At 50.6% G+C, this 24,712-nt stretch carries 22 protein-coding genes and 1 tRNA gene; 9 read left to right on the top strand and 14 right to left on the bottom strand.

Annotated elements, in window-relative coordinates; genetic code table 11:
- Position 1: 1 nt before the first annotated feature.
- The 9 genes from WCV85_04660 to ispH form a co-directional block, all read right to left on the bottom strand.
- Positions 2 to 745, bottom strand: a complete 744-nt coding sequence (locus WCV85_04660) for a ZIP family metal transporter (GenBank protein MFA6474146.1) — start codon at positions 743 to 745, stop codon at positions 2 to 4.
- Positions 746 to 912: 167 nt separating this feature from the next.
- Positions 913 to 1,143, bottom strand: a complete 231-nt coding sequence (locus WCV85_04655; GenBank protein ID MFA6474145.1) for a hypothetical protein — start codon at positions 1,141 to 1,143, stop codon at positions 913 to 915.
- 513 nt (positions 1,144 to 1,656) lie between these two features.
- Positions 1,657 to 1,959: a metal-sulfur cluster assembly factor gene (locus WCV85_04650; protein MFA6474144.1), complete on the bottom strand. Its 303-nt coding sequence runs from the start codon at positions 1,957 to 1,959 to the stop codon at positions 1,657 to 1,659.
- Positions 1,960 to 1,991: 32 nt separating this feature from the next.
- Positions 1,992 to 2,447 (bottom strand): 23S rRNA (pseudouridine(1915)-N(3))-methyltransferase RlmH, encoded by a 456-nt coding sequence (locus WCV85_04645; GenBank protein MFA6474143.1) that lies wholly within the window; start codon positions 2,445 to 2,447, stop codon positions 1,992 to 1,994.
- Between the two features lie 2 nt (positions 2,448 to 2,449).
- On the bottom strand, positions 2,450 to 3,142 hold the full coding sequence (locus WCV85_04640; protein MFA6474142.1) for a VIT1/CCC1 transporter family protein: 693 nt from the start codon (positions 3,140 to 3,142) through the stop codon (positions 2,450 to 2,452).
- A gap of 28 nt (positions 3,143 to 3,170) precedes the next feature.
- Positions 3,171 to 4,049, bottom strand: coding sequence for an A/G-specific adenine glycosylase (locus WCV85_04635; GenBank protein ID MFA6474141.1), 879 nt, complete (start codon positions 4,047 to 4,049; stop codon positions 3,171 to 3,173).
- A 135-nt stretch (positions 4,050 to 4,184) separates the two neighbouring features.
- Complete coding sequence (locus WCV85_04630) at positions 4,185 to 4,805, bottom strand: hypothetical protein (GenBank protein MFA6474140.1); 621 nt, start codon at positions 4,803 to 4,805, stop codon at positions 4,185 to 4,187.
- A 219-nt stretch (positions 4,806 to 5,024) separates the two neighbouring features.
- The gene (locus WCV85_04625) at positions 5,025 to 5,666 is read right to left on the bottom strand and encodes a hypothetical protein (protein MFA6474139.1); all 642 of its coding nucleotides are present in this window, start codon (positions 5,664 to 5,666) and stop codon (positions 5,025 to 5,027) included.
- A gap of 275 nt (positions 5,667 to 5,941) precedes the next feature.
- On the bottom strand, positions 5,942 to 6,943 hold the full coding sequence (ispH, locus tag WCV85_04620) for a 4-hydroxy-3-methylbut-2-enyl diphosphate reductase (protein MFA6474138.1): 1,002 nt from the start codon (positions 6,941 to 6,943) through the stop codon (positions 5,942 to 5,944).
- Between the two features lie 287 nt (positions 6,944 to 7,230).
- On the opposite strand from ispH, the gene dnaX reads away from it, so the two are divergent.
- The 9 genes from dnaX (at position 7,231) to WCV85_04575 (ending at position 17,057) form a co-directional block, all read left to right on the top strand.
- Positions 7,231 to 8,817, top strand: coding sequence for a DNA polymerase III subunit gamma/tau (gene dnaX, locus WCV85_04615; GenBank protein ID MFA6474137.1), 1,587 nt, complete (start codon positions 7,231 to 7,233; stop codon positions 8,815 to 8,817).
- Between the two features lie 125 nt (positions 8,818 to 8,942).
- Positions 8,943 to 9,191, top strand: a complete 249-nt coding sequence (locus tag WCV85_04610; protein MFA6474136.1) for a GIY-YIG nuclease family protein — start codon at positions 8,943 to 8,945, stop codon at positions 9,189 to 9,191.
- A tRNA-Gln gene (locus WCV85_04605) sits at positions 9,177 to 9,250 on the top strand. The genes WCV85_04610 and WCV85_04605 overlap by 15 nt, the downstream gene beginning before the upstream one ends.
- 415 nt (positions 9,251 to 9,665) lie before the next feature.
- A complete protein-coding gene (locus WCV85_04600) occupies positions 9,666 to 11,189 on the top strand; it encodes an FG-GAP-like repeat-containing protein (GenBank protein MFA6474135.1) in 1,524 nt (507 codons plus the stop codon).
- Positions 11,190 to 11,287: 98 nt separating this feature from the next.
- Complete coding sequence (locus WCV85_04595) at positions 11,288 to 12,430, top strand: hypothetical protein (GenBank protein ID MFA6474134.1); 1,143 nt, start codon at positions 11,288 to 11,290, stop codon at positions 12,428 to 12,430.
- A gap of 152 nt (positions 12,431 to 12,582) precedes the next feature.
- A complete protein-coding gene (locus WCV85_04590) occupies positions 12,583 to 13,878 on the top strand; it encodes a DEAD/DEAH box helicase (GenBank protein MFA6474133.1) in 1,296 nt (431 codons plus the stop codon).
- A gap of 408 nt (positions 13,879 to 14,286) precedes the next feature.
- A complete protein-coding gene (locus tag WCV85_04585) occupies positions 14,287 to 16,194 on the top strand; it encodes an FG-GAP-like repeat-containing protein (protein MFA6474132.1) in 1,908 nt (635 codons plus the stop codon).
- Positions 16,195 to 16,215: 21 nt separating this feature from the next.
- Positions 16,216 to 16,620 (top strand): hypothetical protein, encoded by a 405-nt coding sequence (locus WCV85_04580; protein MFA6474131.1) that lies wholly within the window; start codon positions 16,216 to 16,218, stop codon positions 16,618 to 16,620.
- A gap of 125 nt (positions 16,621 to 16,745) precedes the next feature.
- The gene (locus WCV85_04575) at positions 16,746 to 17,057 is read left to right on the top strand and encodes an RNA-binding protein (protein ID MFA6474130.1); all 312 of its coding nucleotides are present in this window, start codon (positions 16,746 to 16,748) and stop codon (positions 17,055 to 17,057) included.
- A 70-nt stretch (positions 17,058 to 17,127) separates the two neighbouring features.
- On the opposite strand, the gene WCV85_04570 is transcribed toward WCV85_04575, so the two are convergent.
- The 5 genes from WCV85_04570 to WCV85_04550 all read right to left on the bottom strand — a co-directional run bounded on the left by WCV85_04570 (position 17,128) and on the right by WCV85_04550 (position 24,601).
- Positions 17,128 to 17,805, bottom strand: coding sequence for a hypothetical protein (locus WCV85_04570; GenBank protein ID MFA6474129.1), 678 nt, complete (start codon positions 17,803 to 17,805; stop codon positions 17,128 to 17,130).
- 221 nt (positions 17,806 to 18,026) lie between these two features.
- Entirely contained in the window at positions 18,027 to 18,566 is a 540-nt protein-coding gene (locus tag WCV85_04565; GenBank protein MFA6474128.1) for a hypothetical protein, read from the bottom strand.
- Positions 18,567 to 18,568: 2 nt separating this feature from the next.
- Positions 18,569 to 21,502 (bottom strand): Ig-like domain-containing protein, encoded by a 2,934-nt coding sequence (locus tag WCV85_04560; GenBank protein MFA6474127.1) that lies wholly within the window; start codon positions 21,500 to 21,502, stop codon positions 18,569 to 18,571.
- A gap of 10 nt (positions 21,503 to 21,512) precedes the next feature.
- On the bottom strand, positions 21,513 to 24,068 hold the full coding sequence (locus WCV85_04555) for a type IV secretion system DNA-binding domain-containing protein (protein MFA6474126.1): 2,556 nt from the start codon (positions 24,066 to 24,068) through the stop codon (positions 21,513 to 21,515).
- Positions 24,065 to 24,601, bottom strand: coding sequence for a hypothetical protein (locus WCV85_04550; protein MFA6474125.1), 537 nt, complete (start codon positions 24,599 to 24,601; stop codon positions 24,065 to 24,067). Before WCV85_04550 ends, WCV85_04555 begins: the two co-directional genes overlap by 4 nt.
- Positions 24,602 to 24,712 lie beyond the last annotated feature (111 nt).

Raw genomic sequence — 24,712 nt, 5'->3', positions numbered from 1 at the left:
ACTACTCCAGTAGCAACAGCAACCCCATCACCCCAATACCAACCAGCAGAATCAAGGCTTGTCCCAATGACCGGCCAGTGTGCTCTTCACGGTGAATTTCCGGCAGCAGGTCAGCCGCAGCAATGTAAATGAAACCCCCAATGGTAAGTGGCACTAAGTACGCGGTAAAACCTTCAACCGAATCGCCAATGATCAAAGTCACAATTGCACCCACTATAGCCAAACACCCAGAAAGAAAATTCAACCACAGCGCTTTCCGCTTGGTATACCCAGCATGGATCAGAATGCCAAAATCACCAATCTCCTGGGGAATTTCGTGTAGCAAAACCGCAATCGAAGTGGCAATGCCCAGTGGCACGCTAATGAGGAAACTCCCAGCAATAATGGCACCATCAATAACATTGTGTAGTCCATCGCCAATGAGATTCATTGGACCCACACTGTGCACATGCTGTGCTGTGGTTGGGAAGTGACAGTGCCGCCAGAAAATGACTTTTTCTAAAAAGAAGAAAACCACAATCCCAACGAGAATGAGTACGGACACTCGTTCAATGGAGCTAATTTCTACCGCCTCAGGGAGTAAATGGAGAAAAGCATCACCCAGTAAGGCACCCGCGGCAAAGCTAACAAGGTAGAGCAACCACTTCCGCAGCTTATCCAGTGCCAGTGTTAGTGAGAACACTCCAATGAGCGAAATCAAGCTGATGATGAACACGCTGAGCAGGGTAGGAAACCAGATAGACATACGGATACAGTTTTTTACAAGGCGATGACGATACGGACACGTGGCAAGTGCATGAAGTTACTTTCAAATGTAACGCCACGCTGCTTCTACATGTACAAAGGTTATGCAACTACATTGCATATGTCAAACATGAAGAAACCTCGCAAGCGCGAGGTTCCAAGGTGCGGTTATCTTTTCCGCTTCTTTTGCTTTGCTTTCGCGGCGCGCCGTTGACGCGCAGCTGCTTCTTCCGCATACATTTTCTGCTGGTCAAAATCAGCAGCGACTGTCTCAGGCGTTTTAGGATGTTTTGCAGCTCCCTGCTTCAAAACTTCTGCGAGCAGATCCTGATCCTGTTTAAACATTTCGCCTCCTGCGTTGTGTGTGTTTCTATGTTTTAAAAATATATCGTAGTGCATGAAAGGGATTATGTCAAGCCTAGTCCCCTCCTCCCCTCTGTCATCCTGAATCAAATGAAGGATCCCCAGGCTATGAACCTACTTCAGAGATTCTCCCGCCTACGTTCAGAAACTTCGGCGGACAGGTCGTAAGACTCAGAATGAAAAAAAAGGAGAGAGATTGAAATATTATACCAAGATTGCAGAACGTCTCCCTCGCCCTCTGAGGGAGAGGGAACAAGGGAGAGGGGCACCCTCATGGGTCTACTACGTTTAAATAATCAGGCACGAAAAAAAGAGCACGGACAGTCATCTTGATTCCGTATTACCGCAAGATTGCCACGTCACTCGAGGACTCGTTCCTCACAATGACAGAGAAGAGATTACTGGTTAAGAAGGTTAATACAAACTAGCATAGCAAGCTGTGCACCTACGCGTAATACTATCTTCCGCGGCTTAGAAAAGCCGCTCTGGGGTTTATTTCGGTCTTAGCTTACAGCCTACAGCTTTACGGCTTACAGCTTCTTCTTTCCCTCAATCCAACCCCAGCTGTGCCCTTGCCTCCTCCGACATTTTGCTCTTATCCCAGGGAGGATCAAAGGTAATTTCTACTTTCGCATCTTTCACCCCTGGCAAACCCCGGATTTTACTGGACGTAGTATCCACAAAGTAGTCCAGCAAGGGGCAGCCCGGTGTCGTCAGGGTCATTGTGACGTGTACCTGGTTCTCAGGACTAATCTGTATATTGTAAATTAAACCTAACTCCACCACGTTAATCCCAAGCTCAGGATCGTCGCAGGTGCGGAGTACTTTGAGCACATCATCTTTGGTTACCATAGGGCTATGGTACTAGACAGAACAACGGTTGGTCAACGGTGGTAGGCTTTCCCGTGGACAATGGTCAGGCCTCGGTATACTTGCTCCAGGAGGACAACCAACGCCAATTGGTGCGGAAAGGTTAGATCAGAAAGTGACCAACTTTGGTATTGCTGCACAAATTCTGGTGCAAAGCCGTCTGGGCCGCCAATGAGGAAAACCACATGCTCACCCTGATCTTCAAACCTTTTTAAGGCTTGGGCAAACTGGTGCGTCAAAAAAGTTTTTCCCTCCGTATCCAAAGCAATAACCTGGCTGCCTTTAGGAATCACTTTCGCAAAAGCCACTGCATCCGCCGCCCGGGCTTGGGTCACACCCCGGACCGTGGACTCTGGCAGGTGGATAAGTTTACAATTGGCAAAACCGCGAAGCATGCGTTGGTAGTGCTGCACCAAAGGTTGACTGACGGCCGTGGGTTTCCCAACTGTGCACACCGTAACGCGCAGCATGCCTACACACCTAACGCTGCCCCTGCAACTTTCCCAATGATGAACCCAATTGCAGCGGCGCAAAGTGAGATGATGAACATCTCCAAACCACTTCGGAGGGGTCGCTGCTGGACTAGCTTCGCCTTCCCTACCCCAAGCAGGAATAAGGCGATTGCCGTACAAACCACAGAAACCACAATTGCCGTTCGGACAGAGAAAAAAGCGTAGGGGAGAATTGGAATGATCCCGGCCAGAATGTAGGAAATCCCCATGTACCAGGCGTTCTCAGTTGGACGCTCGTGGATGGGTAGATCTACATGCAATTTATGGGCGTTCAATTCCTCGGCCAACAACTTCTGGTTGGGGACCACCCGGCGGAGCAGAATTTGAATTTCTGCAGGTTGAAAACCTCGATGTTGGTACGCTTGAGTTAGCAACGCTTCAGCCCGGGCTGGTTCTTTGGCCACAAAATCCCGGAGCTCCCGCAATCCCCGCTCGTCTGCTTGGCGCTTGGATTTTGAGGAAAGGTAGCTCCCCGCGGCCATGGACACGGCTTCCACGACCACAACAACGAGCCCAGTCATAATGACGGTGCCCTTACTTGCGGTTCCACCGGCAACGCCCGTAATCACACCCATGGTGGAAACCAGACTGTCTTCAATCCCAAAGACCACTTCGCGGATTTCCCTAGATAAATTTTTGAATACCGATGCCATGGCTATAGTGTACGACAACCAACCAAGACTACAAGCGGGCTTTGGTACCCCGAAGACGTACCAGCCCGTCCTTGGCCAAGCCATGCAGCAACTTCTCACTCCGCACCGGTTCTAACCCCGCGGTGACCATGACATGGTGCAAAGCAGCGATCAAAGCAGAACGCCGAGGCTGCTGCCGCAAATACTGAATCATTTTCCCCCGCCAGAACCGGTTGGAGTCATGGAATGCCTCTTTCTTTTCCTGGACAATGGTCTGCGTGAGAATGGCCGGATACGCCGCACACTGTTTTTGCAAAGGGCACGTGGCGCACGTTGGACTGCGCTTGGTGCACACCGTTGCGCCAAAATCCATGAGGCTGGAATTCCAGGCAACTGCTTGCTTCGGTGGAACCATGGAACCCGCAAGTTTCCACAGTGCAGCTTCAGCAAGTTTTTCTGGGCCGTGAACACCATGAAACACCCGTCCCAAAACCCGGCGAACATTCACATCCACCAACGCCACTGGTGCACCATATGCAAAGCAAGCAACAGCGGCTGCAGTGTACGGACCGATACCAGGTAGGGATTGAAGGATTGCTGGTTGAGCGGGCAGTTTACCTTTGTGTTCTTTTACTACTTTCTTCGCCAACTGGTGCAAATTTCGCGCTCGACGGTTATACCCCAACCCCGCCCACATGGCAATGACGCTCGCTTGTCGTACCTTGGCTAATGCGGATAAAGAAGGAAAGCGTTTGAGGAACGCCTGGTACTTAGGAATCACTCGGTCCACCTGCGTCTGCTGCAGCATGATTTCCGACACCAGAATATGGTACGGATTCTTGATTTTCCGCCACGGCAAATCCCGCTGGTGTTTACTGAACCAGGAAAGTAATTTCTTTCGAACGATTTTTGCCTTTGCCGTCTGCATTGCCTGTACCTTATCAAATATCTAAGGAAAGAGAAACAAACTCCTTAGTTGTCTATTGTGTCTCGTTAGTTGTTCGTTGTATACAAAAAGACCCGCCGTGGACAAGCCAGGGCGGGTAAAGGATTAAAAAAAGTTTTACGATTTGATTTTGAATCGAAACGCAGACCCATCGTCATCCCAGTCATCTCCGAGCCAGCTCCATCTCAACACAACTATGCCCCCGTTCACGCAAAGATACGGAACACTAAGACCATCAAGGTTCTGCACAACTGATTTCCAAAAATAGACTGTATCGTTGCTGAACGCTTTTCTAAAGGTAGTTACGCCAAGTTTCTGAATAGCCAAGGCGTCTTGCAGGTTTCCACAGGATTCGAGCATCTTATTCTTCCTGAGAAAATCATATATAACCTGACCTGTGACCACCCCATATTGCTGCTCGTCATGCTGCCACAGCCACACATCCTTGGTAATGTCATAATCGGCAAGTCCCGTACTCTCCAACTTCGGGTGCAAGACCTTCTTCATCCAATCGGAGTAATACGGTTTGATTGACCGATCTACCTTCACTAAGGTACAGACAAGAATTTCTTTGTCCGTTGTTGCATCATTTGGGGCAAGCTTTTTTTCGCCCCGGAGAAATTTTTTTAATGCTTCAAGCCACATCCGGCCATTTGGCCCAGCGAGCTTCTGTTCTAAGTCTCTCATCGGTCCCTGGGTCTCAGCGAGCGAGAGATTACCGAGCATACCTTCCGGCATGGTCAGTCTCCTTTCAAAAATAGGTTAATTACTAGCAGGCTACCACCATGGTAGCCATACGAATTGTAAACGTGCGATAAATCAAGGTAACTTAAGCCAAGCTATACGTCAATAGATAAATGGGGGTATAAAAAACCCGCCGTGGAAAAGCCAGGGCGGGTGTGAAGCAAACTGCAGTTAAAAGTCTGAGGAAACCAGGTTAAGTAGTCCAAAGGACAATTAATTACTTGTGGGGACAAGGAACACAAAGCCATTATTACGGTCCCAATGGCAAGCGGTATGACCTTTGAAAGCGCATAGCAGACGACCAGCTCGGGCGCGGCTGATGCCAAGAATAAACAGACCGCCAAGCGAATTAAGGATTGGCTTGTGCATGAGAATTAGAGACCAGAGACCCATCTTCTCCAAATCTTCATCCGCGTACATTTCACGAAGATAAGCGCCAAGTTCAACTGGGGGATCGACGTAACCCCGCTGATATGCTTCTGTGCGAATGTTCTTGTCGGTACGTCCAATATCAATAAACTCGTCGCCCATGATCAAGGCGAGCTTGTAGGTAACACCGTTCGTGGTAACGAAATCTTTGTCAGAAAGTAACTGCCATGCAGCACCCTCAAGACTAAAGCTGTTCTTTTTGAGATCAGTGATACACTGTTCACCAGAACGACCATTTGTCGTGATGGTGAAGGTAGGAGGAATTCCCCAGGGCTGTTCACCGCGAAGAAACTTATTGAGTGCAAAAAGCCACATCCGACCAGAAGAACCGGAAAGTTTTTCCAGAAGGTCAAACAGTGAGCCAAACATCTCTGCCGGCAGCTGTGCGAGCTTCCTAACGATACGACCGAGCATGTTGTCTGACATGGTCAGTCTCCTTTCAAAAGGGTTAATGACTAGCAGACTACCACCATGGTAGCCATACGAATTGTAAACGTGCGATACATCAAAGTAGCCTAAACCAGGCTATATGTCAATAGCAAGAGGGATAAAGGTTTGGGTTTTGGATAGAGGTATTGATAGCGGGTCGTGGGTAGAAGATCGACAAAACCACACAGCTTTTTCATGTAACCCCTCCTATTCCTCTTCCTCCCAATTCGTACTTTCGTATATTCGTAGTATCTTTTCGTAATTCGTAATCCTCACCCTGCCCTCATCTTCGCATTCGCATGAATCAAATGTTTTTCTAAAACGTCATTACCAACCTGCTTCTCCTTTGCGGTTTTCACCAAATCTGGCGGTAAGGCAAACCAGACTTCCTCCTGCAAGGCTTCTAAATCCCGCACTTCACCTTTTGTCATTTCTTGGACGCGGTTGACGACTTGCTGGAAAACATCTTCGGGTGTGGAAGCGCCGGAAGTAATGCCAATGGCTTTTGCATTCGTAAACCAATCTTGCTGCACGTGGTCTGGGCCATTCACCAAGTACGCCTGCGTGCCAAAGCGCTCTGCAACCTCCCGCAACCGGTTGGCATTGGAACTGGTGGTGGAACCCACAACCAAAACCACGCTGACTTTTTCAGCCAGGACTTTTACTGCTGCTTGCCGGTTGGTTGTGGCGTAACAAATATCTCCTTTGGGTGGTGTAGTGAGATTTGGGAAACGGCGCTTCAGGATTTGCATAATCTCTGCCACGTCATCAATGCTCAAGGTGGTTTGGGACAGAACGACGACCCGATTTGGATCTGGCACCTCCACCCGCTCTGCTTCTTCCTTATCATGCACCAACTGCGTTACGGCAGGCGCCTCCCCCATCGTGCCTTCCATTTCCACATGCCCCCGGTGGCCGACGAGCAGGATGCTGTACCCTTCCCGGCTGTAGCGAATTGCTTCTAAGTGGACGCGAGTCACCAAAGGGCAGGTCGCATCAATGACCTGAAGCTGCTTTACTTTGGCTTGCTCACGTAATGACGGAGGCACGCCATGAGCACTGAGGACAGTGACGCTGCCGTCTGGTATCTCATTGAGGTCCTCCACAAAAATCGCACCTTTGGCGCACAGCCGCTCCACCACGTGGGTATTGTGGACAATCTGGTGCTTCATGTACACCGGTGCCCCATGGATGTGCAGGGCCAATTCCACAATATCAATGGCCCGGTCTACCCCGGCGCAAAACCCCCTGGGTTTGACGGTAATGATTTCCATATACCTAACCCTAGCATAGGGGGTCTGCCGTAAGCTACTCCGACGATTCGACGGGGTCGAATGTCGGAGCCCCGACATCCCGTTGCGGGATCGTCGGGGTAAGCTGTAAGCCGGGAAATTTTCTTTCGTGCATTTCCCGCCACTTCTCTGGTTTCTTGTTCTTAGGTACTAGTCCTTCGTTCCCTATCTCTATTCGTAATTCGTATATTCGTAGTATCTTTTCGTAATTCGTAACCGTTTTCGTAACCCTTCACGAAGCCCGCTGCCTACGCTACACTAGGCCTACGATGAGCTCCCAAACCCTCTACCGAAAGTACCGTCCCCAACGCTTTGCTGACCTCATTGGCCAGGAGCATGTTACCAGAACGCTGCAGAATGAAATAACCCGGCAGCAGCTGAGCCATGCCTACCTGTTCTCCGGCCCGCGCGGGGTGGGCAAAACCACCACGGCCCGGCTTTTGGCTAAAACGGTGAACTGTGCCAAGCCCAAGGCTGGGGAACCAGACAATACCTGCGAAAATTGCAAAACCATTGCCAGCAATCAGGCCTTGGACATTTTGGAAATTGACGCTGCATCGTACACCGGTGTGGACAACATTCGCGACGTGATTGAGCAGAGCCGGTTTGCGCCGTCCAAGCTACCGTACAAAGTCATTATTATCGACGAAGTGCACATGCTCTCTACCGCAGCGTTCAATGCCTTACTGAAGACGTTGGAAGAACCACCCAGCCACTGCATCTTCATACTGGCCACCACCGAACTGCACAAAGTACCAGAGACCATCCAGTCCCGATGCCAACGTTTTGACTTTCACCGGATAGCTGATGCTGCCCTGGCCAAACGCTTGCGCGGGATTGCCAAGGCTGAAGATTTTCAAGTGGATGATGAAGTGATTGACGCAGTGGTCCAAGCTGCGGACGGAAGTAGCCGTGATGCCGAAAGTACGTTGGGCCAACTGTTCTCTATGGGTGAAGAGCACATCACCCGTGAGCACGCAGATCTTGTGCTGCCACGATCCAACGTTGAAGCAGTTGCTTCATACCTCCAAATGCTTCTGGCGGATGGACAGCACGCCGCCATCACGCATATCCAAACCCAGCTCCAAGCCGGGGTGGACATGGAAGCGTTTCGGCTGGATGCTCTTCGTCTGGCACGAACGTGCTTGCTTGCCTTGACTTTGCCAACTGAACTCAAACCGGTTATCCCCGCCACCCTGCAATCTAGCCTTAGTAAAGAGCATATCCCAGCGGTTACCCGCATTTTGGAAAAATTACTCATGGCCGAACAGTACGTCCAGGTTTCACCCATCCCCTCCCTCCCATTGGAAATTGCAACAGTTGAACTAACCTCTGCGAGTACCGGAGCCAACAACCTCTTTGGCGAACCTGCTGCAACAACACCAGTGCCATCAACGCCAAAGGCAACCAAACTGGTTGCACCCACACCAGCCCCCGCAAATCCGGCGCCCAAAATGGCTGTAACAAAGAAAACCCAGAGTACTGGAAATGTTGATCAACTCTGGCAGCAGATTTCTGTGCTGGTTGGCGAATCAGAAGCTTCGCTCTCCGTCTCCTGCAAAATGGTCAAGCCCATGCACTTTGATGGGAAGGTATTTACCCTGGCTACGCCCTACGCCTTCCATGCGGAACGCATGTCTTCTCCAAAAGCTCAAGCCGCCTTCCAAAAAGCCGCAACAACGGTCATTGGCTCACCTGTTATTCTCCAGGTGCAGCATGATGCTAATGCCACGCTTGATACATCCGCCCCGACCAGCCAAGATACTCCAATGGCAACCATCCCAACGGCAACGCCAACCAAGACAGCAAACCCGGACCAGCTGTGGGATCAGATAGTAAAAAGTGCCAGCGTCTAAGTAGATGATAGCTCCTGTCTGGACAGGCAGGATACATCTTGATATTGTTCGAATCTACTCCGAGATCGCCCGCCTCGCCTCGGATCGCCCTCGGCGAGTCGAGGCGGGTCTAACGGGATCTTCGTATGTGGACCGCATATACTCTAAAAAGTACAAAGAACGGAAGGACATGCGTGGGCATGACAACTGATTTCCCACGCCGGCTAAAAGAACACAATCTAAGCAAGCATGGATACACGAAATTACATCAACCATGGGAAGCCCTTGAGAAAAAGACCTTTGAAACAAGAGCAGAAGCACGAGCCCGTGAGCAGTACCTAAAGACCGCAGCGGGCAGGAGGTATATATCAAAAATTTATTCCGAGATCGTCTAATGGTAGGACACTGCCCTCTGGAGGCAGGTATCCTGGTTCGAGTCCAGGTCTCGGAACCACGCGTCATCGCTCCCTCAGACTTCCGTGAGGGCTGCTTTGGCATCCCTCACTCCAGCCGTCGTGAGCGTGCCGCTTACCCCGCAAATCCGTGCTCGCTCCGCTCCGCTTCGTATTTGCGGGGACCCCAAAAGACTGATATATACACCGCTTCAAAGGCAGGCCGCTCCGCCCGTCGCGCGAAGCCTCGCTTGACCCCATGAACGCGTGCTCACCTCGCAGACGAGGTTCCGCGCCACATTCATGGGGACCCCGGAAACAATCCAACATACTCAACCGTTTATAGATTGAGTGCTAAGTTTTTTTGCTGGATAAAAAAATTACTTCAAAACAAAAAAGTTCTTCCAATGAGATATTCTTTTTTGCCCTTCCCAAAACCAAAAAAACGTGCTATACTAGCGTTTCAAACAAAAATACATGAAAAAAACTATACGCTTTTTTGTAAGCTCTTGCTTGCTGCTCACCAGCGTCTTGGCCTTTTTGCCTTTGCAGTCTGTGCATGCAGCGACGCCCACAATCCTCTTCCCGGTCATAGGGAATGTAAACTATTCCAACGACTTTGGTGCACCCCGCGTTGGTCACACGCATCAAGGAAATGACATAATGGGTCGGAAGGGTATGCCGCTCATCGCCGTGACTGACGGTACCGTGGAATGGGTTACCACGCCGCGTAAAGGTTCAGGTTTGCAATTCTCTATCCAAAATGCGGATGGCTGGTCATTCTGGTACATTCATGTGAACAACGACACACCCGGGACGGACGATGGTGCTTCCCGCGGGATTTTTGGCTACGCACCCGACCTCTACCGTGGTATGCCTGTGGTGGCAGGCCAGCTCTTGGGCTGGATGGGAGATTCGGGCAATGCGGAGTCCACGCAAGCGCATCTCCATTTTGAAATGCACCCACCCACGGGTGGCGTCATAAATCCATACAGCAGTCTGCAAGCAGCCCGACGTATAAGCAAAGCTGTGGTTCCTCCTGCTGCGCCAAATGAAATTCTGCCCTTTGGCCAATTCACCGGCGGTGGTGCAATTGCCCTGGGCAATGTTGATGCCTCAACCCCAGAGAAGGAAATTGTGGTAGGTGCGGGTCCTGGTGGTGGCCCCCAAGTCCGGGTCTACTCCGAAACTAACGTCCTCTACTCCCAATTTTTTGCCTTTCCCCAGACGTACAAAGGTGGGTTAGACGTCGCTACTGGTGATGTAGACGGTGACGGCACCGAAGAAATTATTGTCGCCTCTGGTCCAGGTAGCATCACGCAGGTCATGGTTTATACCCCGGCAGGACAACTGCTGACAAATTTCTTTCCATATACAGACAAATTCAGTAAAGGTGCCAATGTGACGGCAGCAGATTTAAATGGTGATGGTCGAGCGGAAATTGTCACCGGCCCCCGGTATGGTGGTGGCCCGCATGTTCGGATTTTTGACGGACAGACGGGCGCCGTCCTTTCCCAATTCTTTACCTACGACGAAAAATTCCACGCGGGAATTGATGTTGCAGCTACTGCGGCTACTGCAACCCGCCCATCTTTGATTGTCACCACACCCCTGGGTGGGGGCCCCAACGTCCGCATCTTCAACGGCAATGACAACTCTCTGGTTGGTTGGTTCTTTGCCGGCGACCCTAAAGCGCGGACTGGCTTACGCGTAAGCATCGCTGACGTTGATACTTCTACTTCAGACCCGGAGATCGTTACTATCCCCTACGTCCGCAGTGCACCCACTGCGACCATGTTCGATCTTCTGGGCAACACTCTGACAACCTACGACTTCCTGGAGCCGTGGTGGGAAGGTGGGTATGACCTAGCCGCCGAAAATGGTGGCGTCATTGGAGTCACGGCTGTCCCCTCCCTCACCCGCCGCCGGACAACCGTCCGCTGGCTGTACGGACCACCTTCAGCCACCAATAATCAGTACGATAACTGGTGGAATAATTAAAGCAGAAAAGCCAGGGTAAAAGCTCTGGCTTTTTTTGTTGACACGCAACGTACCCGTGCTAGGGTAAGGGGAAAATAATCAACACAAAGGAGAACAAAGTGCATTACCATGATCCGTTGTTTGGGCCGCGTGTTTTCCCAGACTTTATTGGTGAACTTGCAGAAACCCCACTCATGCAACGTACATTAGACATTTCTCAGGATGTTCTGCCGGCTAGCGTCCGGCCAGTCAAAACCCCTTCCCGCTACGTGCACGGTTTTGGCGTTTGTGGGAATATGCTGGAAACAGTGCGGGTGAACCCAGAGCTACTGCGTTTTGTCAGACTCCTCCTCGTCGGAGGTTTGCTTCATGATACTGGCAACGCTGCCCTTTCACATCTCACTGAACCATTCTTGCAGCAGCTGTTTGGAAAAAATGGTGAGACTTTTCTGGAAGATATGTTGGCACGCTTTAAGACGGGGCCACTTCTGCAAAAAATAGGGGTGGTCCCAAGCGAACTCGTGAGGCTGGTTTCTGGACAACTGACACCGTTGTCCACCATCTTACACGGCAGCATGGATGTGGATAATCTCGACAACGTCTACCGCTTCTGGCTGGCGTACAACCCCGGCAGCATACCGTACGACCCGCACCTGATTGCCCGTGCGTTCCGGTTCACGAACCACAGCTGGTATTTGCAAGCTTCAGCAGAAGCTGAATGCCGCCGGTGGCAAGATACTCGTGAAAAAGTGTACGGCATTGTCTATGGCGAGCCGAACTTGAACGTTTCACTTATGGTGTACCGCGCAGTGTACCTGGCGTTCCAGAAAAATGAACTGACGAAAGACTTCTTCTTTTGCACTGACGCAGAAGCGCTGGCATACCTGCTCCAGTGCAACGCTGGTTCCGCGTGCTTGGTCCAAAGTGTTCTGGATGGCCACGTGTATTCAACTGTGTACCAGCACCAGACCACAACGCCAAGTCAGGCTTTCCAAGATCGTTGCAAGGAATGGGATTTCCGCAGTACGGCTGCAAACTACCTGCAGAGTCAGCTAAAAATTCCTGCCTGGGCAGTCACTGTCTACGCGGGTGCAGGCCGGGATCGACGCCAAATCAAACTGCCGTTTCGGCAACCAGATGGTACGGAGACATGTGATGAGAATCATGCCCAGCTCATATACCGCCTAAAAGTCTTCCTGGCGCCGGGGTACGAAACGCGAGATAATGAAGTGCGAATTTTAGCACAGAACCTTCTGCATTAAAGTATGCCAAAGCTCTCTGGAAACAGGGAGCTTTTTTCTCAGGCCGATGCATCGACAATTCTCCGCGGCGAACAACCTTGCAAACTCGCCAGCGCGCTAGCACGCCAACCCCATCAGGCGACAGTTTCCAAAGGCCGTGCTAGAGTCAAAAGGTGAACCAACCCCAACCCTCATCTGGCTTTAACGGCCTCGGGATTGCGCCGCGACTCCTTGACGCGCTTGACCGACTGAAATTCACTGTCCCAACCCCTATTCAGCAACGGTCTATTCCTGTTGGCATTTCGGGGAAGGATCTCATTGCCATTGCCCAGACTGGCACTGGCAAAACCTTGGCTTTTGGCATTCCCATGCTCCAGCGCCTGGAACAGGTGAAAGGACAAGGCCTCATCATCCTCCCCACGCGTGAGCTCGCAATTCAAGTTGACGAAGCCATACAATCTATTGGCCGAAGTATGGGCTTACGCACGGCTGTGCTCATTGGCGGCGCGTCCATGATTTTCCAGCGGAAAAACTTGGAACGCAAACCCCACATCATTATTGCTACCCCCGGCCGCTTGTTGGACCACATGGAGCAGCGAACCGTCCGGCTGAGCGATACAAAAATTCTGGTGTTGGACGAAGCCGACCGCATGCTGGATATGGGTTTTGCACCGCAGATCAAAAAAATTCTGGCAGCTGTGCCCCGGGAACGGCAGACTATGCTGTTCTCGGCCACCATGCCAACCACTATTGTAGGCATTGCGCGCCAACACATGCAGCTCCCCATTCAGGTGGAAATTGCGCGATCTGGGACTGTAGCGGACAAAGTGACCCAAGAAGTCTACTTCCTAGACTCATCTGCAAAGCCTCGCTTGCTGGAATTAACTTTGCAGCAAGCCCTGGGACCGATCTTAGTCTTCACGCGGACAAAGCACGCTGCAAAAAAATTAACACGTTTAGTGAAGACCATGGGACACACCTCAGCAGAAATTCATTCCAACCGAAGCCTGGCACAGCGGCGTGAGGCTTTGGATGGTTTCAAGTCCGGCAAGTACCGCGTGCTCATTGCCACGGACATTGCCGCCCGAGGTATTGACGTCACAGGAATCGAACTAGTGGTGAACTTTGATTTACCCACCAATGCTGAAGACTACGTTCACCGCATTGGCCGCACCGGCCGAGCCGGACAGTCTGGCCGCGCTATTTCCTTTGCCACGTTTGACCAACGGGGGGATGTGCGCTCCATCGAACGCCTGATGCGGATTGCCCTACCGGTAAAACGTATTCCCGAACTCCCTCCCGCACGATCCATGCCACACGTTGAACCAGATCGTGAGGAAAGACCAAGGCGTTTCTCGGGTCCCCGCCGTGGCGGCGCACCCTTTGCCCGAGGTGGTTCTCGCGGTAATGCCCGTGGTGGCCCCAGCCAAGGCCGGCCGGGTGGCCGCAACCGAGGTTTTCGGCGGTAAAAATTTTCCACGCTGCCTCAACTTCTCATTGACAGGCTTTTTTGATTGCTCTATAGTTTCTACTGAAACAAAACACCGAACATTCGGTGTCAGGTGTAGTCTCACCCCCAGCCATGAGAGGCCCCAATAAACCACTCTCTGGCTGGGTGGTTTTTTATTTACGCAAATAGTCGAACTTCAGCAAAAAACCCTTTCGCCACCAACAAGCCACCGCGGCTTAGAAAAGCCGCTCTGGATTGTATAAAAAAGTCTCTACCCTCCTTCGCTCTGAAGTTTCCGCCTACACTCGGCGTTTCGGTGAACAAGCAGCTCTACGGCTGTACCCCGACGATCCCGCGACGGGATGTCGGCGCAGGCGGCTTTATGGCTTTTTCACTTCCCCACCTCCTGCTATACTACATTCCACGTATGCCACCCCGCCCATCAACCCGAACCCGTATGCCAAAATTGACGTCTGTTGAAGTTACTACCTCAACCAGTGTTATGGAAATACTCGGCGTAACTGTTTCCATGGTCGCAGCCATGGCGATGGGGACAGGTTTGCTGGCGGGGATGTTACTCATGAAATCTCCTACAACGACACCAGTAAATAGAGTGTCAACTTCTACTTTTACTTTCTATGCACTTGAACAAAGTGTTTCTGCACTCACCGTTGCAGAAGTACAAAAAAATGTTCCGGGCTTAGAAACTGTATTTGTACGAGCAAATGCCAACACACTAAAAATCCTTAACCAAAATGGCACCGACATTTTTACCCCAGTTTCTATCGGTAATTCAGTGCTCCAACCACCAGCAGTAGGCGATATCGATGGTGATGGGGAGGCGGAAATTATTATCACCCCCCAAACATCTTCGAGAATTCTTGCTTTCAACCATGATGGGACTCCAGTATCTGGCTGGCCAATCACCATTGATCAAGGTGCTGCAAAAAATCTGCAGCTAGTCGACGTCAATGCCGACGGCACACTTGATGTGGTCTACATCACCAAGAATAACGTCCACATGGTCAACGGCAGTGGACAGGAGATTCGCGCCTTCAGCACCGCCGACGGTTTATCTGGTACTACAACGACAACCAAAATGGACATCCAAGATGTGACTGGTGATAGCCAGGTAGAAATTATTACCACAACCCAAGCCTCGGCAATTCCCTACGATATCCTCCATACGGCAATCTACTCACTGAGTGGTCAAAAAAGTACCTCTTGGAACACCGACGGGCAAGCGCGAGAGCTATACGCTGTCGACCTTCTTCAAAGCTCACCCGGAAAAGAAATTATTATTCCGGCTTCTCTTTTCAACAAACAAACTTCTGAAACCACTTATAAAATTTATGCATTCGCAAGCAGTGGGGCCCCTTTGTCCGGTTGGCCAATCAGTACGAATGTTGATGAAATGGCAATCGGGAATGTACTGCAACAAATCCAAACTGGCACAGACAATTTGGAAATAGTAGCGATCGTCAATGGACAGGTAACAATGTTCCAGAGTGATGGAACGGTTGCTCCTGGTTGGCCCGTAAGCCCTACTTCAACCTGCGCCCCAGGAAATGTATTATTAAACGATGTAAACGGAGATCTATCCCCAGAGATTGTGGTGACCACGAATTCGTCCACCCAAACCAATTGCCAAGTTGCGATATTAAATGCAGATGGCCAGCATACTTCGGGTTCCCCATACGCAACCAATGCATCGATTACTGGTTATCGCCCACCAGTAGTAGCGGATTTCGACGTTGACGGAAAGCCTGAAATCTTGGTTCCGGCGACAAATACAAGCTACATCTTCCGCTGGGATGGAGAGATTGCGACCTCTGTACGTAGTGCGCAGTGGCCACATGTGAAACAGAACCAAACCTTACGTCCCACAATTCCTACCCTTTGCCTCCCAACTGCAGATGGAAGCACCGCCGACCCAGCCTGCGTGGGTATGTGCGCTGATGGGTCACCAAACCAAGCGTGCAATGTTGACACCAGCTGTACGGACGGCACAACCCGAACGAATGGAGACGTTGACGGAGACAACCTAGTCACCATCACCGATGCGGTGTACCTCATCAACTACATCTTCGCCGGTGGGTCAGTACCAACACCCTTAAGCCAAGGTGATGTAGATGCCTCAGGCGAAGTGAGCATCACCGATGCGGTGTACCTCATCAACTACATCTTCGCCGGTGGGTCAGCACCAAAATGCCCAACCGGGAGCACCAGCGTCAAACGTGCAGTGAATCCAACGCAGGGGATGACGTACGAACAATTCAAAGGAAAGTACCCCCAAGTTTTCACGGCTACCCAACAGACAACTGAGCAACTCTAACCGGAGTAACCTGCTGCCTGCGTGATGTATCGCCTCCGCACCTTTCTCTTCCTTTTCGATACCCTGAGTATCGTGGTGTGGCTTTTAGTGCTAGTGGAATTTTTTACCCATCAAGAATTTCACGTCCCCACTGCTCTTTCAACGCTCTACGTTACCCTCGTTGCTACCTACGTGGGTGACAAAGAAATTTCCCGGCTCCGCAAACACTTCTCAAGCAAAAACCTCAAAGGCGAACTTTTCGTGCTCCTCTGGCTGGTCACCCTCATTGGATTGACCTGTGTTATGACCTTTGCTCCTGCCACAAACCCCTACCACCTCCCTGAAGACCTACCAATTATTACGGGTACGGTGCTCTGCCTCTACCTCATTACGGAGTACGTAAAACATGTAAAGCCCAGCAAACGGGGTGCAAGCCATGGGGATTGACAATTTCTCCCATTCCTGTATACTTTCTGCGTAAGTTCTCCACGTGTGTCCCTCTTGCCAAAGAGTTCGACAAGTGTGCGAGAATCGGTCGACTTACGTTTTCGTTTTAGAATATACAAGCAACAATGGCAAAGAAACTCTACGTGGGGGGCATCCCCTACAACACGACGGAGGATGGCCTTCGTCAAGCGTTTGAACAAGCCGGTGCTGTGACGTCCGCGACAATCATCACGGACAAAGTCACTGGCCGCTCCCGAGGCTTCGGCTTCGTGGAAATGGCAGCCGATGAAGATGCTGCAAAAGCTATCGAGCTGTGGAACGGTAAGGACTTCGAAGGCCGCACGTTGACCGTCAACGAAGCGCGCCCGATGGAGAACCGCCCTCCACGCACCGGTGGCGGTGGTGGTAACTTCGGTGGGGGTCGCAATTCCTGGTAATCCAGGTTCCTGAAACCTTCAAATGCAAAACCGCTCCGGAAGGAGCGGTTTTGCTATTCCAAGAAAGTGATTAAATCTCGTCAATCTTATCCTGCGACTCTGGACTCTGCACTGCAACTGGCTCATCTTCAGATACATCGGGTAGCATTTCCCGTGGGGCAACCACAGGGTCAACCACTGGCGGAACATACTCTTGCCCAGGAATCTTCTTAATGATATTTTCTACGGCTGCCCAGCGCGCTTGCCGACCTTCGGGTAGGAGAATGACCACGTCATCACCCACGTCACCTTTGAAGTAGGTAATACTGGCGAGCAGCACCCGGTAATTCACACCGTTAGCCACAACTTGGAATTCATCTGTCTGCTCATCCCGTACCAACTTGCCAACCACCCGAACGCGTTCCGTTGGGCCAATCTGCTTGTAGATGAAGGAACCGTCACCGGTAATGGTGAGCTTCAATTTATCGCCTTCAACGAGCTTCGACTTTGAGGCGTAGTTTGCCGGCACCGAGTACTGCTTCCCATCTGGGCCAACCATGTGCTGGCCATCAAAAAGCCCTTCAATCACCCGGCTGTCACCGGTTATAGACGAAGAACCCGCCTTCCGCGCCAGGGCGGCAATGTTCACCGCTTCACCGGCTTCGCCCCCAAGGGACGCTAAAACCTGCTCGGCGGACTGGAGGGAGGCTTTGGCCTCAGCGAGCAGCTGTTTGACGATTGCTATGGGGTCTGGGGTTTGTTCTGGCATATGTTTATTAGAGGATGTGGAGGTGTGTTTTCCTAGGCAGAATGTACCATGGGGATTGGAGAGGGGTCAAGCCCCTCCCTCTGTCATTGCGAGCTCCAGCAGGAGCGTGGCAATCCCGACGTATATAGAACCAGTTTGGTTCCAAAGTTCAACGGGATTGCCGCGTCACTCGATGACTCGTTCCTCGCAACGACAAATAGCACGTACACAGATCTCTCTGCCTACCGCTCTACAGCTCTACGGCTCTCCCCCACGATGTACTTATAAATCGCCATCTGCTCCGGCGTGGGCTTACTCACCTGCTCCGGCTCCCAACCAGGAATGGGAAAAGCGTAAGAGAGCACCCGCGTCCCTGGTTGTAATTCCTGCCGGAACTTCGGCGCCAGCGCTGCCATAGCTTTGGGGGTAAGAAAGCAGTAAACAACCTGCGCCTCATTGAACGAGACTTTGAAGAAATCCCGGAAGCGCAACGCAACCCTGGGCCGAAATTTTCGGATCCGAAAAAGCCCAATCAAATATGGGACAAGGGATATCTCAAAACCAACAATGGACTTTGCTTGGGTTTTTGTGAATGGGAGCAACACCCGCCCATCACCTGCTCCAAGCTCGTAAACTACGTCACCACTTTGGACCCCGGCCAAATCCACCAACCGTTGCGCATCAGCTGCGCGGGTGGGTAACCACGGTGCAGCCCGGTACCCGGCGTAAGCAGCGGTGGCGACGAGCAGAAATACTAAAAATAGCAGGATGGGTATAAACACGCTCAATCTTGCGGCTTGCCCTCAGCCTGGCTGGTAAAGGCCTGCGGATACTTCTGCTTGAAGGATTCCAAAGTCCACCCTTCGGTCATATCCGGCGCTTTTTTCACAAAGCCTTGCAACCCACAGACCGGGGCTGGTCCACCCCCAAAGATGTAATTGATGAGGTACACCGCATCAGAAACAGAAATGAATCCACTCCCGTCAGGATCTCCAAATCTGTACGGGGAGGGATTCTGGGATGAACCACCGAACAGGTAGTTTATTAAAAAAACAGCATCGGTGATATCTGTGACACCAGAAGCATCAACATCACCACAAGGACGATTGTACATTACCCGAAAAGTTGTTTCTACGTCCCGGGTATTTCCAGAAAAATCATAAATTTTTGCACGTAATGTTGTTTCCCCTTCAGGAAAATCGTGTAAATTTAAGTAAGTGAAATCTTGAGGAATATGAATGGTGACTAATGGCTCTTGTTCGTCTCCCTTAAAGAACTCTATCTTCTCAGTACCAAATTGATCTTCATAGTAAACCTGGCTCGTAAAAATATTGTCTGATATCACCACTCCAGGATCGGGGTAACTAAATGAGCCAAATGGCGCAATTGTGTCAATAACCACATTTCGTGTTAGTTCCCAGTAGTGAAAAACCTCATCATAAAAAGAAAAACGTACGCGATGATATCCATTACTAATCCCTGTGGTCGAAAGCGTATACGTAAATGGAGCATCATAATCATACCGGCAATAAATTGGGACTACTCCGCTAGATGGCATGAGGCACATATCTACACTTGATCCAGGGAGAGACAAAGGGGTAATCCCACGCACTAGAAGTGTTGCGGGCATACCATTTTTTATGTACGCACCATTTGGAATATCTGAAAACAAACCCACGTCACCATGTTGGGTGGACAGGAACGAAACGTATTTTATCCCGATATTCCCAACACGATCGAAAACTTTTATTCGCAGGTAATAATTACCATCGGATAAATCTTCTGGAAGACTGCAAGTACACTGGTATGGGAATGAAAAATCTTCACACAGCAGAATATTAAGACCATCCAACTCAACAACAACTTTTTCAATCTGAGATTCGTCAGTAGCTGAAACCATTATCTGGAAAGGTCCCGAAATGCTAGATCCACTAATGAAATTATGGGAAAATACAGGTGGTATAAAATCAACATTCCCAATGTTCACACGTATTTGTAAACTTTCACTCGTTGCACTCAAAACCTGAATAACCGTCCCAGAACGTGGGTCAGTTACTGATTGCCCAATCCCCAGTACGTAACTTTCATCGCTCGTTGGGTCATCAACATCAAGCATCGTGGTCATGGTGTTATCCTGATTCATTAAATGCACAAGTCCACCGGTGTAAACGCTCACTGGCAAGTCAAAATCGACACCAATCGGCTGTCGGTATTCAATAGTAATAAACTGATTTGAGGAGCGTGGAATCTTTACAAGTTGGGTACCGCCGCCATTGAATTCTAAAGGGTAAATAGTGTAGTCCCCACTAGCCAACACCGTCCTACTATTCTCAGGTTGCATCCAGCCTAAAAATTCTTTATGTGGGCCATTAAAGGACCCGTGCCTTTGTACATTACCCATAACATCGTACGGATCTCCATATTGTCCAATAATGTCTGTCCCATCATTTAATGGAAAAGTTCTATTGTAAAGACGTGCTGCATGCTGCAGGCCTATAAGATGCCCCATCTCATGGGTGGTCGTCCCCATGAAGTACATTGGGAAAAATTCAGTTTTGAATATTATCCATGCCATTGCTAAAGAAACTGTGCCATCATTTGTTACCATTTGCTCATTGCCACCTAGCGATGCCACACCGCTGAACCCACAGGGTAAAGTTTCAATTGGGGCGTAGACAATGACGTTATAATAAGCGCTGAAATCAATTTCAGCATCGGCAGCACGAATCGCAGAGGCAACAACAATATTTCGATCGCAACTTTCTGGAATATCTAAATTGTACCAACCTCGGACATCTGCTGCTTGACCATCGGCTTGCAGTGCAGCAATGTTCATCCGCTGGTTTGAAACTTCCACAAAGTAATTATTCACCTCTTGCATTTTCTCTTGCACATTTACCACACTCACGTCCCCGGTTGGCGTGCTGCTATTTGCAAAAGTTCCCAGAATAACCAAAGTCTTTTGCTCACCCTGCACAACACTAGGACTGCGATAGTTTTGCACTACATACCCACTATCATCAGGGCTTGCTGACGGAACTGCGGCTATATCGCGCGTTGCATCAAAAACTACTTTATCATCAAGTTTGAAACCCTGCACCCGAATTTGCGAGCCAGCGGAAATTTTTAGTTCCCCTTTCGCTGGGAATAACTGGAGGCGTGTACCGTCTGCTTGTTTGAGCGCGTAAAAATGCCAGTCTCGTTCCCCAATGAGATCTTCAGCAATTTGGATTTCCACAACTCCTTCCGCAATTTCTTTCTGCTCCACACAATTCGTGCTTATTCCTGCTAAACGATTTCTGACGGATGCTGAGGAGAGGTTCTTGAGCAAGCTGGCGGGATCCAAGGCGGCCATTTTCAAAAAGTACTCTTTCCGATTCTTTGCCGCTTGGATGAGCTGTGCATCAGTGAGCTTTGCTGCTTGGGCATCTAGCACCTTTTGGTTTACCACCTGAAAAGAGGTGGTAATTGCTTTGCGGGTGGTAGTGGATGCATTCGCTAGCTGCATGGGTGTCTGGACAGCTACTGGAGTACAGGCGGTCAGAGCAGGCTTTGTCGCGGGTGTTTTCGTAGACAACTGCACCAGTAATGCTGCAGCAATAGCCCCAGTTGCAAGGACACTGGTCACCAGGTAAATTCCCGCAGTCACCTGGGTCAATGTAAGACCTCGCGTTGTAACTTCAGTTTCCTGGTGCATACGTTTTCTGGATCCTTTCATAAATACTGCCCTACGCCTTCTTCTCCGCGACCATTGGTGGCGGGGCGCTCACGCCCAACTTGGAACGTTCCAAAATTTCACTTTCCACCTGCTGACGAGCGCGACCGTACCGCATGCGTGACAGCTCAATGAGCTGTTGCGCCTGGCCTGGCACTTCAGGATTCAATGCCAAAGTTTGCATGGTAAATGGCTTAGATGAGGCATTGTCCACCAGTAACTTCACAATCGCCGTGTACTTTTCCACATTCGTGACGTCGTACGCACTGAAGGTTGGAGCAAAGGCTTGAGCAAAGGTCTCGGCATCTTCCACACCCACCCGGAAGGCAATGATGGTGCCGACGTTCCCAAAGACCGCATCGCGAATCTTCGTGTCCGCGCCTTGCACCAGCTGGCCAACGTACTGGTGGCCAATGGTGAGATTCAAACGGTACTTCCGAGCTTCAGAGAGGATTGTCGCCACAGAGTCGGTAATGAAGTTTTGAAATTCATCAATGTGCAGAAAGAAATCTCGGCGCTGCTCCTGAGGTAGATTTGCCCGGCGCAAAGCCGTCATCTGCAGTTTGCTTACAATAATTAACCCCAACAGGTTTGCATTCACTTCGCCAGTCGTTCCCTTGGACAAGTTTACCAGGAGAATTTTCCCTTCATCCATTATCTTCCGGAAGTCAAAGCCACTGCGCGGCTGGCCAATCACATTCCGCATCATGGCATTTTCTACGAAGCGCCCAACTTTGCTAATCAAGTAGCCCAGCATTTCACTCTTGTGGAAATCACTAGTCTTGGCCATTTCCTTTTCCCAGAAGGACCGGACAATTGGATCAGTTACATTTGCTACCTTCATTTTCTGAAAAGCTGGGTCGGTAAACATGCGTGGAATTTCTACAATCGTCCCGGGGTTTTCTTTGTCCGCCATGAGCGTGAGCATCACATTCCGCATGTTGTGCTCAAACATGGGACCAATGACTTCCGGCGGGAACAGCTTCATGAAAATTGCAATCATTTCCTGCACGGCAAAATCCTGCTCCTCGGGCGTATCCGCCTCCAGCATGTTCAAACCCACCGGGTGTTCAGTATCAGAAGGATTGAAGTAGATGACGTCGTCTTTCCGGTTTACGGGCAGCCGAGCAAGAATATCCATCACCAAATCTCCGTGTGGATCCACCACGCAGACGCCGTCACCATTGGCAATGTCCTGCAAGGCCATGTTCGCCATGAGCACAGATTTTCCTACACCAGATTTTCCAATCACGTAGGCATGCCGTCGCCGGTCTTCCCGCGCTATCCGAATAGGCGTTTCATCCCCACGGTACCGGCTGATGCCCAACAGGATGCCAGATTTAGGAATCGTAAGTGGGGGTGGCGCGGTACGGTACAAAATCCAGCGCACGTTTGGCGTTTCCGTACTCGCCAGTGGCAAGTGCCACATACTCGCCATTTCCTCTGTAGTAAGTAAGGACATGATGCGATGGAAGGCAAAACGCTTTGCATCAAAAGCCCGATAGATGAAGGAACGGACAATTGTATCATTGGTTCCTGAGCTCCGCTTCCGAAACCCATTCCCTGTATCCGACGCTGTGTACTGTCCAAAGGCGTCCACCACATTTTGCAGGCGCGCAGTGGCAGTATGCGCATTCTGGCAGGAAACGATAATGCGGACATTCACGTCAAACGCAGGCTTTGCGCTCTTCTCCTGAATCCGGTTAATAAGCTCCTCCTGTACGGGCGAGAGTTGCTTGGGAATATCTGCCAAATCATCTTTCTTCCCTTTGGGGATGAAGGTGTGAATAACCTCAGACGCAACCGACTTTGCTAACCCACCGGCAACCGACGTACTCTTCCCCTCCCGAATGCCGCGAATCATCGAACCTGCACGAGCGTGCCACCGGGGGTGAGAAGAACGGCAGACGTACTGAATGACCACAGACTCACCCTGCCCAAGCTTCCCCAGAATGTTCAACAGACCGGCAAGTGGATCCACATCCATGCGCCGGTAGGTTAGAATAGGCAACAGTGGATTCTTAGAAACGCCAATTGCCGCACCCAAAGTCACAGCTCGGGGTTGGAATGGATTGTACTCCGGCACTGGCAGGACTTCCGCGCTGGGGTACTGGGCGTGGATTTGCTGCACCATGAATTCCTGCATCACCTGCGGCACCACCACGTAGAAGCAAATCTCACCGTTGATGGCGGCAATTTCCAAACTGAAGTGATCGCTACGGCCTTGACCCAAGGTGGCGTACCACCGCTGCGCTCGCATATTTGCCAAAAAGGAGAGGAAGGATTCACCAACGCTAATCTGCTCCTGCATTTGCTGCACACGAGAAGCAGCCTGGCCATTCTCCTCTTCTTGCTGCTCTTTGGGTAAAGTCACGCGCAAAAATACTTTTTGCAAATTCCCTGGCGTGCCCTTCCGACGGCGCTGCCGGAGCAGGACGAGTCCAACCAACACCAAAAGGACGACAATCACCACAAGTACAACGACCAGCCACGGGAAGCTGGTTTCAACGACCGCCGGCTCATCCAGAAACTGGGCGTGTGCTGCGGAAATGAAAAAAGCGCCAATCACAACTTTTCTGGGTCACGGAGAAGCAGAATGCGTTGTGCTTTAATTTTTGCTTCCTGCTCAATGAAGTACTTGTTCACCCCAGGCAAAACGGAAAGCCACTTTCTGATAACCGTGATGATTTGCTGCACCCGCACTTTGACTTGCCCCATCAGCGTGGCAACTTCGTGTGCCGCCTTTTCCCCTTCAATCCGAAAACGCTGTTGCTCAGCCGACGGCAAGGTTTTGTAAATCTCCTCCAATCCTTCAGCTAAAATCTTCTCCACCTGAATGAGCCGCTGGTCAGCCGCTTGCACTGGCAACGCTTGGTTCGTTACAGGTTGGGTGGTAGGTGTCTCATGTGCAACAGGAACTTCGGGCTGTTCCTTTACTGGAGCAACTTCTGGCCGAGTCTCACGTTTTTCTACAGGTTGTTCAACGCGTACCTCCACCCGACCTTCTGGCGTAGCTGGAGTTTCCCCTTGAAAGGCAAAAATATCCTCCGGCTCTTTTTCCGGCATGGGCACTCCTGGTGTAGCAGCATTTTGGACAGGCATAGGTGAACACATTATACCATTTTTTCACCTCCCACTCAACCTTGACATTTCACCATATCTAAGGTAAGGTAGCTTGATTTGAAAAACAAAAAAACTGAAAGGAAAAGAGAA

Source organism: Patescibacteria group bacterium (assembly GCA_041665345.1).
GTDB lineage: Bacteria > Patescibacteriota > Patescibacteriia > PEXW01 > PEXW01 > JBAYJA01.
The sequence above is the reverse complement of the archived record's forward strand: the minus strand, read 5'-3'. Positions and strand labels throughout refer to the sequence as shown.